Raw genomic sequence first — 16018 nt, 5'->3', positions numbered from 1 at the left:
AAAATTTATGGAAGCTGATAATGACTGCGGGAAAGTTCCATTACCCGCTGGAACTCGGAGTTATCCTCACGCTTCATATGCTCCAGATAACTGTGGGTATCAAACGCATCATCCGGAACCTGGGTGATACAGACTGCAATGTTGGAACAGTGGTCTGCGATCCTCTCCAGACTGGTTGTGATATCAGAAAGGACAAAGCCCTGTTCAATGGTGCATTTGCCTTCCCTGAGCCTGCGGATATGACGGGCCTTCAGCTCCATATTCAGCTCATCTATTACCTGTTCAAGAGGTTCCACACTTTTTGCCAGCTCCTGGTCCTGCCCTGCGAATACTTTGTAGGCAGAATCAAAGATGTCCTCAACAGCCTTGGCTATCACGTGCAGTTCCTGTATTGCCTTATCTGAAAATTTCATGTTTTTTGCATACATTTCTTTTGCTGACTGCATAATATTTACCGCATGGTCAGATATACGCTCAAAATCACCGATGCAGTGGAGCATAATGGACAAGTCATGGCTGTCCTTCTGATTCAGATCTTTCTGGCTTAATTTCACCAGATACGTTCCCAGCGCATCCTCATAGCGGTCCACATGATCTTCCAAGCTGACCACATCCTCCGCCCCTTTCTCATCGTAATTATCAATCAGAGACAGGGCTTTGCGCAGAGACTCCTGTGCATCTCTTGCCATACTATCCACCACGTGGCGGCTCTGCTCCATGGCGAACGCCGGTTTATCAAGAAAACGCACATCTAAAAGCTGTGTCTGAATATCCTGTGGGGATGTTTTTGCCTCCTCCTCTTTGTCCCGGATCGTAAGGGTGGCAAGCTTTTCCAGGCCTCTGGAGAATGGCAGCAGGACCAAAGTCGCAAAAACATTGAATGTGGTATGCACGATGGCAATACCTGCCGCATTTGCCGCATGTCCCATAAATCCAAAATGGATAAAGGAGTTAAGTGCATAGAAAAGGATCATGAATGTAACCGTACCGATCACGTTAAAGTACAGATGTACCATAGCCGCACGTTTTGCATTCTTATTAGCTCCCACAGCGGAGAGAAGCGCGGTCACACAAGTACCGATATTCTGTCCCATAATAATGGGGATGGCAACATCAAAGCTCACCGCCCCTGTCACACAGAGTGCCTGCAGAATACCCACAGACGCGGAAGAACTCTGGATAACTGCTGTGAGGACCGTACCTGCGATCATGCCCAGGATGGGGTTGGAAAACTGTGTCAGAATACCGGTGAATTCCGGAACGTCCGCCAGCGGCTTCACAGCGCTGCTCATACTCTCCATACCAAACATAAGCACCGCAAATCCAATAAATATCATGCCAATGTCTTTTTTCTTCTCACTTTTGGCAAACATAAGGAAAGCGACACCCACAATAGCCAGGACGGGTGAAAATGTGGATGGTTTGAAAAGCTGTATAAAGAAGTTATCACTCTGAATTCCGGAAAGACTCAGGATCCAGGATGTAATTGTTGTACCGATATTGGCCCCCATGATAACACCCACTGCCTGAGAGAGCTTCATGATGCCGGAGTTAACGAAACCTACAACCATGACTGTGGTTGCTGATGAAGACTGAATGACCGCAGTGACAGCGGCTCCCAGTCCCACGGCTTTTAAGGGATTTGAGGTCAGTGTTTCCAGAATCCTCTCCATCTTGCCGCCTGATACCTTGGCCAGACCGTCGCCCATGACATTCATTCCGTATAAAAACAAAGCCAGACCACCGACTAAGGTCAAAATACTAAAGAAATCCATACTTTTTCTCCTTTTCCTTTTGTAGCAAGGCAAACTTGGTTACGGTTCACTCCGTTCTCAGCAACACGCTCCTAGGGATCGTGGCAGTGAGCAGTAACAGCTTATTACCTTTTATTCTGTCCTTATTGTAGGGGAGGTATGTAAAATCTTTTATTGGGGTTTTGTAAAATCTATGTAAAATTTTCTGATACCTGAAATACAGGCTTATAGATTCACAAACCGCTGCCTTAAACTCCGGCAGCGGCCCTTGAACTGACTATTAGAATTGACGATTGCCTGGGCAATGGGATTATGCTTGGCTGTTGGACTTGTTCTCACGGTCAGCGAAATAAATACGATGACCGGAGGAGTCGTTACTCTGCAAGAATCTTTTCAAATTTCTTTTCAGATAAGATTTCATTTGTCAAAAAAGCCCCATTATAAAAAAGGCTGTATGACGTAAAAGGTGCCGGGGCATTTTGTGCCTGTTCTTTCGTCTCAAAACGTATGGCCCGGAAGGGCACCCCTTTGTTTTTTGCCAAATTCTCAATGAGCGGAACGTATTTTGCGGTAAAAGGACATTGATGCGTATAATATAGAACAAATCCCTCCTGCTCTATGTGCGGGGATTTTGCCTGTTCCCTGAACTGTGGCTTTTCCGCATTCTCCTCAAAAGGCAGATAAAGCAGCTCATAATGCGGCTTAGCCGTATCTGCAGTGATAAATCCTTTATAACGGAGATAGCCGGGATCAGACAAGTATGGCATTTTTTTAGGGGAGGAGAGGACTGCCAGTCCCTTTTTTCCTTTTGCCTTGCTGTCCCTGATGCATTCGTCCAAAAGGAGATTAGAATACCCAAGTCCTTTAAATTTCCCTGATACCCACAGACAGTCAATGTACATATAACCCTCCGCTAAAACCGGCGCCCACGCGTTCTCCGCAGGAATGTATTCAATAAAACATTTCCCCCGCACATCACATTTTTTGAACATCAGACCAGCATCCAGCTGCCGGGAGATCCATTCCTTCTTTGCCGCCACCTGACAGTCCTTATTGTTGGAGATCGCACAGCAGATATGCTCCTTTTCCAGGTTTTCCTTTGTCAGTGTAATAATATCCATATAAATTTTCCCTTTTCCTTTCTGAACTAATGCCAGTATAACATATAAAACATGACACGGTATGTCATATTTTTATGGGAAACAAATTTATCTGCCCCGGCCTGCAAAAGACATATCCGGCCAGAGGCATATACAACAGACGGGAAATATTTTTATATAGTTGACAAAGCCACTGATTGCTGTCTCTTCCTGCGCGCGGCTTGTGTTATTCTGCCAAAGCTGCGGCATGGCGGATCGCTTTCATCTGAAATCCGGAATTTCAACTCCCTCACCTTGTTTCATGGCTGACAGATGCCCACAGATCCCCGCTGCCGTCCAGTTGGCTGCCGTATATACGTCGATCAGAGGTTCCCGCTCCTCCACAATACTCCGTACAAATTCATTCACCAGATGCGGATGGGAGCCATGGTGCCCTCCCCCTTGTTTCATATACATTTCAGGGTTATCCGGATCCAGGATAGCAAACTCCGTGGTATACTTTCTGATCTCTTCCGGCAGAAGTTCTTCTCTGTTTGGACAGTGTACTGCCTGCCTGCTTATCATCCTGCCTCTGTTTCCGATATTTGTCTCTGCCATCCCCTCCTCAAACGCATACACGTAGGGGTCCTCATTTTCAAAATTCCACTCAAACGACATTTTATCACCAAAGACACTGAATCCCTCCACATAGTCATGGGCCGTCTCAAACAGGGAACGTGTAACATCCGCTGAAGTCCGCCCGTCTTCCAGCTGAAAGACAGCCGTCTCCACAGGATAAGGATTCCCATAATGTTCCACAAGCTCCTCCCTCATGGTCCCGCTGCCGAAACAATGTACCTTTAAAGCTCTCTGTCCGCTTAGATACAGAAGCGGCGATACCGCGTGGGTGGCATAATGAAGAGGGGGAAGTCCCTTCCAGTAATCAGGCCATCCCTCCATATCCTGAAAATGTGTTCCTCTCAGATATTGGATTCTCCCCAGCTTCCCCTGTTCCATCAGTGCTTTCACGTACAAGCACTGATATGTATAGACACTGGTCTCCATCATCATAAATCTCTTCCGGTTCTTCTTCTTTGCCTGGATAATATCCCTGATCTCATCCAGCGTTGTTGCCATAGGCACCGTCACTGCACAGTGTTTTCCTGCATTTAATGCCTGCACTGCAAGGTCTGCGTGGGTATGTATATTGGTAAGTATATGGACTGCGTCCACATCCGAGTTCAATAACTCCTGATAATCCCTGCAGCATTTGGTAAATCCAAACTTTCGTGAAAAACTGTCAAGCAGCTCTTCGTTCTTATCACAGATAACTACCTCCTCCACATCGGGATGGTCTCTGTAAATGGTGGGAAAGGCTCCTCCGAACACAAGTCCCACAATACCCACTTTTATTTTTTTACCGCCCATGATCCTTCTCCTTTACTCCTGTATTTTCCGGTATTCCTTTGGTGAATATCCGGTTGCTTTTTTAAATCCCATGCTAAAATAATACTGGCTGGAATACCCCAGCTCACTGCTGATCTCTCCGATCTTCTTGTCTGTTTCCACCAGAAGCTTTTTAGCCTGGAGGATCTTAAGACTGCTGATATAATTTACCAGCGTACCGCCTGTCTGCTCTTTAAAAATACGGCAGATATAATTGGGACTCATACAGAAGACCTTTGCGATCTGCCCAAGGCTCAGATCTTCCTCCCTGTAATTCTTTTCAATATACTGTTTGATCTTAGCGACCGTGTGCGTTGTGTCCTTTACCGTATAATTTCGTATCTCCCGGCATGAGGATATGAGGATCTTCTCAAAATACTCCAGGATATCCGAGGCATAGACCATAGCATTGAGTTTCTGCAGGCTTATCAGATCCTTTACCCTCTCCTCCGGCAGAAGGCTGCACATCTGTGTACTTAAAAAATTAGTGATGAAGAACAGCAGGTACGGCCTTTTAATGCGATGGTTTTCCACATAACTGCGAATTTCCGTACACACTTTGTCGATTCCGCCAAAATCACCGCAGGTCAGACTATCTGCAAGCTCTTTTTCAAAATAATCAAACCGTGTATAATCTGATAACTCTTTATCCGCATGATCATGGATGTGGAACACCTGATTCCTGCCCAGGACAAAACGATACTCCAGGGCCTGCATAGCAGTGTCTGCCGCATACTGCAGCTTTCTGATATCATCCACCCAATATCCCACACCAATATCCATATACACGCCTGTCCCATTGTCTGCAGTATCACGAATATACTTTTTCAGCAGATGAATCAGGGTACTCACAAGAAAATTCTCCTTCTCCCCGAACACAATGCAGTACACACCAGTCTCCATGAAAAACGGCCCCCAAAATTCCTGGGTCTGATAATACTGAGACAGGTTTTTGCAAAGATCAGCACAAATCTCCTCTCCCGTCCTGCCGCTCTCCCCCGCCTCCACAGCTATCATTATGCAGTTAAACTGCATTTTCCGCAAATCCGATTCCAGTATTTCTTCCAGCTCCATCCGGTCCAGTTTACTGCTTTCCTTACTGTCCTTCAGCAGCTTACGGAAAAAAGCCTCCTGATAAATCCCGTGATTGTTTTCGTACACACGCTGCACCTGCTCCTCATGATGTTTTTCTTTGCCCGCCTGTAAAATGCGCTGGCTCAAAAATTCATAATCCACAGGCTTCTCCAGAAAATCGTACACGCCCAGCTGAATGCCCTTCTTAGCATATTCAAATTTACTATATGCGCTGATGATTATAATTTTGATATTACATCCCAGCCCGTTAATATACTCGCAAAAACTAAGGCCGTCCATTCCGGGCATCACAATATCCGATATGATAACATCCGGCTTTCGCTCATCCAGGTTCTTCATTGCCTCCTGACAGTCAGCATAAAAGCCCACCGGATTCAGCCCGTACGCCTCCCACTGTATCTGTGTTTTCAGTGCATTCAAGGTTAAGATACGGTCTTCAATCACCATTACATTTATCATAACTCATCATCCTTTACGTTACTGCTTTATACTGCCCATCATCAGACCGCCCATAATATTCTTCTCAAAGCAGACAATAAACAAGATCGCCGGGAGCAGCATCATACATCCCGCTGCACTGATGGCCCCCCACGGCATCTGGTATTGGTTCATCTTGGGAATTGACGACATTAAGAGACTCATTACCTTCACATTTTTCGTAGTAAACATCAGAGGTGTAAAAAATTCATTCAGGCAGGTAATAAAATTAATGATACAAAGGGTTGCCATGATCGGTTTCAGCAGAGGGAGGATGATCCTCACAAATGCGCCCGCCATGGTTGCCCCGTCAATCCTGGCTGCTTCCTCCAGGGAAGAGGGGATCTGACTGATAAAGCCGGAATACATGATCGTTGAAAACGGGATCAATATGGAAAAGTATAAGATCACCAGCCCTGCAAATGTATCACTCAGCCCCAGATGACGCCATAATGTCATAAGCGGGATCACCGTCACGGTACCGGGGATCATAGTAGAAAACATAATAAATGCGAAAGCCGCGTTCAGTCCCTTTGTCTGACATCTGGAAAACCCATAACCGGCTAAAGCACACAGAAAGACTGAAAGGATCAGGGATACTGCAGTTATGATCACGGTCCCCTTCAGGTATTCCGTCAGCCCTGCTGCCTGAAACAACAGCTTATAATTATCCAGTGTCAGATGGATCGGCCTATATTCTATAGGAGATTTGAACAGATCCACCTGCTGGGTAAAGGATGACTTTATGATCCAGTAAACAGGCCACATAATGATAAATCCCACAACAATTGTCATGATCCATAAAAAGACTTTCTTTTTCCCGGACATTTTCATATTCATCCCCCCTTAATAGTCCACTTTTCGGTAAATGGACAGCCCCACAACCCCATAAACTGCCGTGGCTAAAAACATGACCACCGTAATTGCAGATGCCATTCCATAGTTCATATTCTTTGTTGCTTCCATATACAGCCTGTATGCCAAAAGGGATGTGGAAGTCCCCGGTCCTCCTTTTGTCATGGCGTAAACGATCTCAAAACTGTTGATTTGAGACACACCGATGAAGATTATCATGATAATGAAGGTTCTCATAACATAAGGCAGTGACACATGGAACAATATCTTCCAGTCATTTGCCCCGTCAATCTTTGCTGATTCAAACAATTCCCCAGGTATTCCCTGAAAAGCAGCCAGCATGATAATTCCAAAGAAAGAAACGTTCTTCCATATATTTACCATAATAACTGCGATCTGTGCCCCTGACTTATCTGACAGCCAGCTAAAATGGTATCCCGCAAATCCGATCCTTCTGATCAGATCATTTACGATCCCATATGTATCATCAAAAGCCCAGAGTGCCGCTATAGAGACAACGATCATGGACAGGCCCCACGGAATCAGAGATACGGTCCTTATCAGCTTCCGTCCTCCGAAATTCTGCTTCAGCAAAAGAGCCAGGCCGATCCCCAGCACAATAATGGCCAGTATGGACAATACCGTAAAAACCGCCGTGAAAGATAAAGATTCCAAAAACTGTTTATTGGTGGTAAGTTTCTTAAAATTCAGCAGACCTGCAAACTTTTTTGTTCTCCGAATCAGATCATAGTCTAACAGACTATAATAAAACATGGTCACCACCGGATATATGGTTGTCCAGGCCCGGATCAGCAGAACCGGAAGAATGCAGAGCCATGCAAATAAAATTTTCCGCTTTGTCAGCGTCAGTTTTCTCAACATCGCATTCCCCTCCTCCAAATATTTTTCCTATGGAGGCTGCATGCACTGCAGCCTCCTGTCCGTCTTAATTTTTTCCTAATAGTTCATCAATCTGCTGCTGTCCTTTTTCCAGACATTCCTCATAACTGATCTCGTCCATAAGATATTCCTGAAGAGTTCCGGTCACTGTATCCATATATTCACTATGTCTCTCGCTTAAAGTCCTGGCCTCAAATGCATTGTCCTCCACATAGGACTTATGTTCTTCCACAGTCAGAAGGTTCTTCGTCAGCTCCGTATCATCCCATGCACGCAGATTGGCTGTAGGGGAGAATTTACCTGTTGCCTTCATATAAGCTGCCTGTGCCTCAGGCGTTGCCATGAATTTTACATATTCTTTGGCAGCCTCTTTCTTGGAGGAATTTTTATTCACCACCCACATCCAGGAACTCATTGGCGTCTTGTTGGTGGCAAACGTAGGCATTGGCGCACAGATGATCTCATCCCCGTATTTCCCTGCCTCAGCAAAAGAGGAGGAGGCTGATGCCCACTGAAAATACATGGCTGCATTTCCGTCTGTAAACTTCTGGTTGCCGGTCTCATAATCCACGCTAAGATTGTCAATACTGGTCACACCGTAGGTATGTACCAGATCATACATAAATTTAATCGCTTCTTTTGTCCCGTCCAGTGTCCAGTCATAGAAATTCCCGCCAAACATGAGACACCAGCGGTTCAGGTTATCCTGGAGATGTGAAGCCTTATCCCATGCCTCAAGAAGCCCATATTTTCCGTCCTTTGTCAGAGCCTTTGCTGCCTCAATGAATTCTTCCTGATTCGTAGGCACTGCGATCCCCGCCTCATCAAACATCTTCTTATTCACAAAGAAAAGGATACCACCGAAATCAGCAGGTACTCCATACACGTGACCGTCCTTTTTCAAGAACTTATCTGCATACCCATCCATAAACTCATTCAAATCTTCTTCTGTGATCACATCATCTACAGGCTCCAAAAAATCAGCACTCATAAAAGATAACTGCATGATCTCATCAATAAAGTACACATCCACAGAATCATCACCGGAAGCCAGCATCGTAGTGGCCTTATTGACTGTATCCGCATACAGCAGAGGTTCCGCCTCGAAATTAACTTTAAAATCCAGGTTGTCCTCCACCATTTTCTTAAACGCCTGCCCATACTCATCATCATTAATAGCTGAAGTATAGACGGTTATCTCCGTATCCTGGGAGGTTTCCTCCTGTTTTGTCTCCTGTTTGCCGGCACCGGCATCTTCTTCTGCGGATGTACATCCTGATAAAAGCATAGTCCCTGTCATAAATACAGCAGTCCCTGCTGCCAATTTACTTCTCCAATTTCTTTTCTTCATACCTTACTCCTTTTTTCAGCTCTTAGAATCTCCTGCGCAAAAGAATCTGTAAATAGTACCGCTTGTTCAGCTAATATTAAGATATCACATCTATTTAGGAAAATCATACAATTTATTATCTATTTTTTAATATATCATATCCATTTTTACATAAATCGTTTTTATTCCTTCCGGATTTTGCTATAATATTGCCAATACAACAACAATCGGAGGCCATTATGAATACATTCAAAAAAATATTCAACAAACGTTTTTCCACCTTCCGTTCCAAACTGACGGCTGCCTTTATTTTAACTTCCATGATCCCTCTGCTCCTCTCCATCACCATAGCCATGTTTATCATAAACAGCTATCTGAGAAAGGAGACTGTCAACCAGCTCACCTCTGATGCCAGCCTGGAAGCACAGCAGATAGAGGCCCGTCTGGGTCAGATCATTGACATGCAGAATGCGCTCTCCTCCCTGTTCTCCTCCTCCCTGACCCCGGACAACGCCTCAAAAGACATTTCCTCCCTGGCATTGTCGCGCTTTGAATCCCTGCGGGCCAATGTCACCAGCCTGGAATACGTCTATAATGTAAAAAAAATAAGAATCTACTCCGACTATTTTCCATTCACAGATGGGGACAGCTTTCATTTTTTCCCTCTGGAAAACCTGGACCCCTCTGCCCTCCGCCAGATAACATCCGAATCCTCCGGTGCCAACCGCCTGAAGACCTTCACTACAGCTGACACGTCCTCTGCAAACACCGCCAGCTTCTACAAAGCCATCAAAAACATAAACGGGACCATCATTGCCGTTTACTTCATAGACATAGATCTGCCCAGTACCCTGAAAAGCATCCTTTCCCCAGGCTCCAATACCACTGCCCTTGCGCTCCTGAACTCCCAATCCGGTCTTTTATACAGCAGCAGCCAGGACATGACCCTTCCCGGTTCCCCGGCCTCCTGCAAAATAAATGAAGTCTTCTCCACGGAAAACGCCCGCTGCCAAATACTTAAAAAAAGCAAATACACAGACTGGTATTATCTGTTTGAGTCCTTAAAAGGCAGTTCCAAAATAGTAAACCAGGCCTTGCTGACAGGATATCTGCTGGTATTTTCACTGACCGTACTTTTATGCATCATCGCAGTCATCATCTTCCCCATCACCCTGTCCAAACGCATAAAACACTTTTCAAACACCATCAACAATATCTCCGACAAGGACCTGACATCCGCCAGTGCTGCTGAAGCCATCCTGGATACCCTGGTCAAAGACGACACTACCGGTGACGAAATAGACGCCATCATCATCACCTTCAGCAACCTGTTCAAAAAAAACACCCAGCTCAACACATCCATAAGAGAACATGAGCTGGAGATCGAAAAATCAAGATTCACCATACTCCAGGAACAGATAAACCCCCATTTCCTATACAACTCCCTGGACACCATACGCATATGCATGCTCATGGACAAAAAAGAGACAGCCTGCCGTCTGATCCAGTCACTGTCCCAATTTTACCGCATCTCCCTAAGCAAAGGAAAAGACATCATCACCATAGACCAGGAGCTGCGCATGATAGAGGCCTACCTCCAGATCGAGCAGGCCGGCTACGACGGAAAGATCACATGGCAAATAAGCTGCAGCGACCGGATATCCTCCTTCGGAATCCCCAAATTCACCCTGCAGCCCATAGTAGAAAACTCCATCATACACGGAGATTTCATCTCAGCGCCAACGCCTCTAACCATCACAATAAACGTGGAATACACAGAAATCATCAAGATAACCCTAAAAGACAACGGCCCCGGAATCCCCCAAGACCGTCAAAAAGAACTCAATCAACTATTAACATCCAACACCCTAATCCCCACAACCGGCTACGGCCTCCAAAACTGCTGCCAACGCATCCGCCTCCACTACGGCCCCGCCTACGGCCTCCAAATAACCAGCACCCCCAAAGGCACCCAAACCACCCTAACCCTCCCCCCCATCCACCCCTAAGGGCAAGGCAGCCTTATGTCCCGCATTCCAGTCCCTATCATCCCCGCATCCTTATGTCCCGCATTCCAACCCCAGGCAGGCGAGGCGGCGCAGCAGGGGCGGGAGGCAGAGATACAGGCTGGCGAGTGTCAAGCGGAGCGAGCCGAAGATCCACTTGCCGCAGCTGATTAATGAGGAGGCCATTGCCGACGAATTTAGCAGCTGGGAGCAAGTTAGCTGAGGGGAGCGCAGCCAGGAGCCAGGCTGTATCTCTGCCTCCCGCCCCTGCTGCGCCGCCTCGCCTGCCGTCCACCATCCGCCATAATCCGCCCCCCTATAACATTGCCCTGTCTAAATCCCCCCTATAACCTCCGTAACAAGCCCCGCAAACTCCCGCGAAACCCTATCCGCCGTCTCCTGCACCTCCGCATGATCCAACTTCTTCCCCATCCCCGCAGCCTGATTCGTAATACAGGAAATCCCGCACACTTCCATCCCCATATGCCGTGCAGCCATAGCCTCACATGCGGTACTCATCCCAGCCGCATCAGCCCCCCACACTCTGCACATACGGATTTCCGCCGGAGTCTCATAATTCGGTCCGCTAAACTGCATATAAACCCCTTCTTTCAGAGAAATCCCCAGCTTACATGCCGCCTCCTTCACCACTTTCTGCATGCGCACGCTGTAAACCTCACTCATATCCGGAAATCTTGGCCCCAATTTATCCATATTTGCCCCAATCAAAGGACTGGGCACCGCCGTGGTGATATGGTCACGGATCAGCATAAAATCCCCGGGTTCAAAATCAAAATTCACTCCCCCTGCCGCATTGGTGAGAATCAGTTTTTTCGCCCCCAAAAGCCCCATCAGTCTCACAGGAAGCACCACATCCGTCATAGGATACCCTTCATAATAATGAACACGTCCCTGCATGATCACCACAGGCACCTTCCCCACATATCCGAACACAAATCTTCCCTTATGCCCCTCCACTGTGGAGGTTGGAAATCCCTCAATATCCTTATAATCCACGGTATCCTCGATCCGGATCCCATCCGCATAATCTCCCAGTCCGGACCCCAGGACCAGCGCCACCTCCGGCTTAAATCCTGTTCTCTTCTTAACACTTTCCAAACACCTGAATAACTTTTCTTCTGCCTGATTCATAATTTCACCCTTCCTTTCATTCCTGTTCAACCACGGAGGAAACCATGGCCTGCATCCTCTCATACTGTTCTCTGCTTATCAAGATAGAATTACCTTCCCTGGATATCAGTCCCTCATCCTGAAACTTCTTAACCGCACGGTTGATCGTCTTCACACACAGGCCCGAAGCCTCTGCCAATTCCTGTCTCGTGCTTCTGATCCGGTAAACATCCTGCTTCGCATAACGCTGATACCGCTCTGTAAAAAGCATGGCCAGCCTGTCAGCTCCCTGCAGGAACAAATACGCCCTGCTGTTCCGTCCCTGCTCCAGCAAATACTCTCCCATGAGTTTTGCCTCCTGTTTTAGGGCACGGATATCCGTTTTCAGCCATCGTTCAAATTTTGCTCTGGGAATCTTTATCACTGTGCACTCTGTCACTGTCTCCAGTGTTGTCCGATATTCACTCAGATCCATGATCACTTCCATACCGCCCATGGCATACACACCGTCAAACCGCATAAAATCATAGGCAATGCCATAGATTCGGTAATCCACTGCCCGAATACTTCCCTGCCCCACAATATAAACCGTTTCTACAGGTGTATTCTCCCGGACAAAGGTAACGCCCTTCTCCAGCACCTCTATCTGAAAAGAATCCATGAGCCAAACCGGAGCCGTCTCGAAATACGCCTCAAAAAGTTCCCGCCTTCTCTTATCCAGCTCCCGCAGAAAAGGCAGCGCCTGATACAGATACTTCTGTTCCATTAATATCCCTTCGTCTCCTGTCCCTGGATCAGTTTGACCGCAGAGCTTGTTCCAATCCTGTCACATCCCGCTTCCAAAAATGCCTCCATGTCCTCCACACTTCTCACACCGCCGGCTGCTTTTATTTTTACATTTCTGCCAATGTGCTCTTTGAAGAGCAGGATATCCTCCAGAACTGCACCCCCGGTCCCAAATCCTGTGGAGGTCTTGATATAATCCGCGCCTGCCTCTGTCACAGCATGACACATGGCTGTCTTCTCTTCTTTTGTGAGATAACAGGTTTCAATGATCACCTTTAGGATCTTATCACCTGCAATTTCTTTTAATGTGCGGATTTCCCTCTTCACAGCATCAAAATCCCCGTTCTTAACATCCGTGATATTGATCACCATATCCACCTCTGCCGCACCGTCCTGAAGCGCCTGTTCTGTCTCCGCTGCCTTTGCCTTTGTGGTACTGTAGCCCAGGGGAAAACCGATAACGGTGCAAATATTGATCTTCTCCCCGTAGGTATCATGAATTCTTTTTACATAACAGGGTGGAACGCAGACCGAGGCAGTCTGGTAGCAGACAGCCTCATCGCACAATCTCTGTATTTCCTCCCAGGAAGCATATGCTTTTAAAAGCGTATGATCCACATGCCTTAAAATTTCTCTCTCTGTCATTTTGCTTTCCTCACTTTCACTATTGCCGGTATACTGACACGATGGCTTACAGGCAAACCTGCTTATCCATATTACTGCAAAGTCTTACCGGAGATCCATCATGCCAGTATCCGGTACACCTCTGGGCAGATAACCAAATCCCCAAACTCATCCTGCTGTATAAGTTACCAGATGCTCTACAGGGTATGTTTTATATTATAATGCATTTTCCACTCCGAAAAAAGGACTAAAGTCTTTTTTACGTTTACTTTTGGCGTTATGTCTATGTGAAGTTCATTTCACATTAGTATTGACATTCTTTTCCTCCTGTCATATTATGAAGTTAGCTTCATACGAAGTTAACTTCACATAGATGGTGGGTGGAATATGAAAACAAAAGTACGGGAATTACGAATATCCAGAGGATTAACCCAACAGCAGCTCGCTGAGCTTGTTCATGTGTCCAACCGGACGGTCATTTCTATTGAAAAGGAACAATACAGTCCGTCCCTTATGCTTGCCTACCGAATGGCCCAAGTATTTGGCACAACAGTTGAGGATTTATGCTGTCTAAAGGAAAATAAAGAAATGGAGGATTTGGAATATGAAGATAAAGAATAGGCGTGGATTTGCTGCAGGTATCATAACTTTTTTACTGGGTATGGCAAGTATCATCTTTTATGTTATTTCAAAAGAACAGAGGTTTTTTATCTCATCCATACTCCTGATCGTATTCTCATTAACGAATTTGAATAACGCTTTTACTAAAAAAGGGATTTTAGAAGAACTGGAAGATACTGCTGACGAAAGAGATCTGTATCTGACCATGAGAACCAGCCATCTATTATTAAAAATTACTAATTATGTTTTATGCACTTTTACATTTCTATTTCTGATCGCTTATAGTGCATGGAAAGCATCCTCTTTTCTAATTATCTCCATGACTCTTTGTGCGGTTACCGTTTTCATTTTTATTGCTTTTCTGTGCATTAATATCTATTTTGAAAAAAACGAATAGGTATACGTCACCGAAGGGAGCCAAATAAAATAATAGGAAGGAACGATTTTATGAGAAAAACACCAAGACCGCGTCCCATTAAGGACGAACGTGATAAAATGATCGAGACACAGTCAAAAAGTTATGCGCTTGAATATGTTGCCACAGTAACCCAGATCTTTACAATTATATGTCTTATCAAAGGCAATTCCGCCTGGATCGGTAGTTTATCCATCTTATTTTTCGCCCTTGCCTTTGAAATGTTTTATCAGCATACGCAGTATGAAGAAAAACCATATATGCAGGTCGGTATCGCTTCCCTGGTGATAGGGATCCTGTTGATCGTCTGGTTTATCATTACGGGTTAGAAAAAGGCCGGCCCCAAATTGGCCGGCCAGCCTTAAAAACTCCTGATCTGGTCATCCTCGTCTTCTGTTGTCTTTACAATAGATTTGATCACCACCGGATAACTTACCGTGTCATTGACCTTCACCATGACCCGGTCTCCCTCCCGGTGACCCCGGATGGCTTTTCCAAGAGGCGATTCTATACTGATCTTATTGTCAAGAGAGTTGCCTCGGATGGACGTTACCAGTTTGTATGTCTCTGTCTCGTCATCCTCCTCATAGAAAATTTCCACCACATTGTTGATTCCCACCTGGTCATTTCCGGAATTATCCTTCACAATGGCAGCGGTCTTCAGCATTCTTTCCAGATACCGGATACGGCTCTCGTTCTTGTTCTTATCTTTTTTTGCCGCATAGTATTCAAAATTTTCACTCAGGTCCCCCTGAGCCCTGGCCTCTTTCACAGCCTCTATGGCTTCTTTTCTGACCACCAGCTTCCGGTATTCGATCTCCTCCTGAATTTTCTTTACATCACTCTCAGTGAGCTGTTCGCGCATATCTCTCTGCCCCTTTACCTGTATTCCCGGTTATGATATTTTGGTTCCCGCCTTAGCCAGAAAACCGCGTTTCATAAGTTCTGCCCCTATCTCGTCCAGAGTCTGCTCACTGTCCGCTAGAACCGTGTGATAATGATAGCCGGATGTTATGTTCTTCAAAGGGCTGGATTTTCCGCCCTGAATGCCTTTTACAAACTCTGCAGCTTTTTTTCTGGAGTCAACAGACAGCTCAGCCCGAAGCTGGCCGTAAACCTCATGGCATATGAACACATCCTCCACCTTGCCTCCGCAGTCTACGATCAAATTCAGCTCTTCCAAAATCTCACTGTCCTTATGGCATACATAAAACACACGGCTCGCAAACACCGGTGCGTGAAATACATAACCCCGGTGTGTGGAAAGAATATCCTGATTCTGCGCCCGTAAAAGTGCAATATCCTGCACGATCACCTGGCGGCTGACCTGGAACCGCTGTGCCAGCTTTGTGCCGGAAACAGGTTCCGGGCTGCGCCTGATATATCCTAAAATTTCCTGTCTGCGTTTTTCGCCGTTCATCCTCCACTAATCCTTTCTCACTGTCCTTTTGCGGTGCTTATCCTATATCTTTTCCACATCCTCTGATTCCATACTCCCG

Annotated in this window: 16 protein-coding genes; 4 read left to right on the top strand and 12 right to left on the bottom strand. The window is 46.0% G+C overall.

The genetic code is table 11. From position 1 onward, the window contains the following. Positions 1-5 precede the first annotated feature (5 nt). The 7 genes from CI595_RS23965 to CI595_RS23935 form a co-directional block, all read right to left on the bottom strand. Entirely contained in the window at positions 6-1775 is a 1770-nt protein-coding gene (locus tag CI595_RS23965) for a Na/Pi cotransporter family protein (protein ID WP_095176130.1), read from the bottom strand. Between the two features lie 353 nt (positions 1776-2128). After that, on the bottom strand, positions 2129-2875 hold the full coding sequence (locus CI595_RS23960) for an N-acetyltransferase (protein ID WP_095176129.1): 747 nt from the start codon (positions 2873-2875) through the stop codon (positions 2129-2131). 240 nt (positions 2876-3115) lie between these two features. Further along, positions 3116-4261: a Gfo/Idh/MocA family protein gene (locus CI595_RS23955; RefSeq protein ID WP_095176128.1), complete on the bottom strand. Its 1146-nt coding sequence runs from the start codon at positions 4259-4261 to the stop codon at positions 3116-3118. Positions 4262-4273: 12 nt separating this feature from the next. Next, positions 4274-5833, bottom strand: coding sequence for a response regulator (locus CI595_RS23950; RefSeq protein ID WP_095176127.1), 1560 nt, complete (start codon positions 5831-5833; stop codon positions 4274-4276). 18 nt (positions 5834-5851) lie between these two features. Beyond that, positions 5852-6685 (bottom strand): carbohydrate ABC transporter permease, encoded by an 834-nt coding sequence (locus CI595_RS23945; protein ID WP_158661460.1) that lies wholly within the window; start codon positions 6683-6685, stop codon positions 5852-5854. A gap of 12 nt (positions 6686-6697) precedes the next feature. Continuing rightward, positions 6698-7588 carry a carbohydrate ABC transporter permease gene (locus CI595_RS23940; protein WP_095176125.1) on the bottom strand — a complete coding sequence of 297 codons (891 nt, stop codon included), beginning with the start codon at positions 7586-7588 and terminating at the stop codon, positions 6698-6700. A 64-nt stretch (positions 7589-7652) separates the two neighbouring features. Further along, complete coding sequence (locus tag CI595_RS23935; protein ID WP_095176124.1) at positions 7653-8957, bottom strand: ABC transporter substrate-binding protein; 1305 nt, start codon at positions 8955-8957, stop codon at positions 7653-7655. A 218-nt stretch (positions 8958-9175) separates the two neighbouring features. Here CI595_RS23935 and CI595_RS23930 point away from each other — a divergent pair, with 218 nt between their 5' ends. Continuing rightward, the gene (locus CI595_RS23930; RefSeq protein ID WP_095176123.1) at positions 9176-10945 is read left to right on the top strand and encodes a sensor histidine kinase; all 1770 of its coding nucleotides are present in this window, start codon (positions 9176-9178) and stop codon (positions 10943-10945) included. A gap of 330 nt (positions 10946-11275) precedes the next feature. On the opposite strand, the gene CI595_RS23920 is transcribed toward CI595_RS23930, so the two are convergent. From CI595_RS23920 to deoC, 3 genes are read right to left on the bottom strand one after another with little or no spacing between them, the layout of a single operon-like run. Next, positions 11276-12094 (bottom strand): purine-nucleoside phosphorylase, encoded by an 819-nt coding sequence (locus tag CI595_RS23920; RefSeq protein ID WP_095176121.1) that lies wholly within the window; start codon positions 12092-12094, stop codon positions 11276-11278. Between the two features lie 16 nt (positions 12095-12110). Next, complete coding sequence (locus CI595_RS23915) at positions 12111-12839, bottom strand: Crp/Fnr family transcriptional regulator (RefSeq protein ID WP_095176120.1); 729 nt, start codon at positions 12837-12839, stop codon at positions 12111-12113. Further along, entirely contained in the window at positions 12839-13504 is a 666-nt protein-coding gene (gene deoC / locus CI595_RS23910; RefSeq protein ID WP_095176119.1) for a deoxyribose-phosphate aldolase, read from the bottom strand. Before deoC ends, CI595_RS23915 begins: the two co-directional genes overlap by 1 nt. Before the next feature lie 366 nt (positions 13505-13870). Here deoC and CI595_RS23905 point away from each other — a divergent pair, with 366 nt between their 5' ends. From CI595_RS23905 to CI595_RS23895, 3 genes are read left to right on the top strand one after another with little or no spacing between them, the layout of a single operon-like run. After that, positions 13871-14104: a helix-turn-helix transcriptional regulator gene (locus tag CI595_RS23905; RefSeq protein WP_095176118.1), complete on the top strand. Its 234-nt coding sequence runs from the start codon at positions 13871-13873 to the stop codon at positions 14102-14104. Then, a complete protein-coding gene (locus tag CI595_RS23900; RefSeq protein ID WP_095176117.1) occupies positions 14088-14501 on the top strand; it encodes a hypothetical protein in 414 nt (137 codons plus the stop codon). Before CI595_RS23905 ends, CI595_RS23900 begins: the two co-directional genes overlap by 17 nt. A 50-nt stretch (positions 14502-14551) precedes the next feature. Continuing rightward, positions 14552-14848, top strand: a complete 297-nt coding sequence (locus tag CI595_RS23895; RefSeq protein ID WP_095176116.1) for a DUF6442 family protein — start codon at positions 14552-14554, stop codon at positions 14846-14848. Positions 14849-14880: 32 nt separating this feature from the next. On the opposite strand, the gene CI595_RS23890 is transcribed toward CI595_RS23895, so the two are convergent. Then, positions 14881-15384, bottom strand: a complete 504-nt coding sequence (locus CI595_RS23890) for a GreA/GreB family elongation factor (protein WP_095176115.1) — start codon at positions 15382-15384, stop codon at positions 14881-14883. Positions 15385-15414: 30 nt separating this feature from the next. Beyond that, a complete protein-coding gene (locus CI595_RS23885; RefSeq protein ID WP_095176114.1) occupies positions 15415-15939 on the bottom strand; it encodes a transcription repressor NadR in 525 nt (174 codons plus the stop codon). Positions 15940-16018 lie beyond the last annotated feature (79 nt).

The sequence above is a fragment of the Blautia hominis genome (assembly GCA_002270465.1).
In the GTDB taxonomy this organism is placed as follows: Bacteria; Bacillota; Clostridia; order Lachnospirales; family Lachnospiraceae; genus Blautia; species Blautia hominis.
Note: the sequence above shows the minus strand (reverse complement) of the source record. Positions and strands in the feature narration are given on the sequence as shown.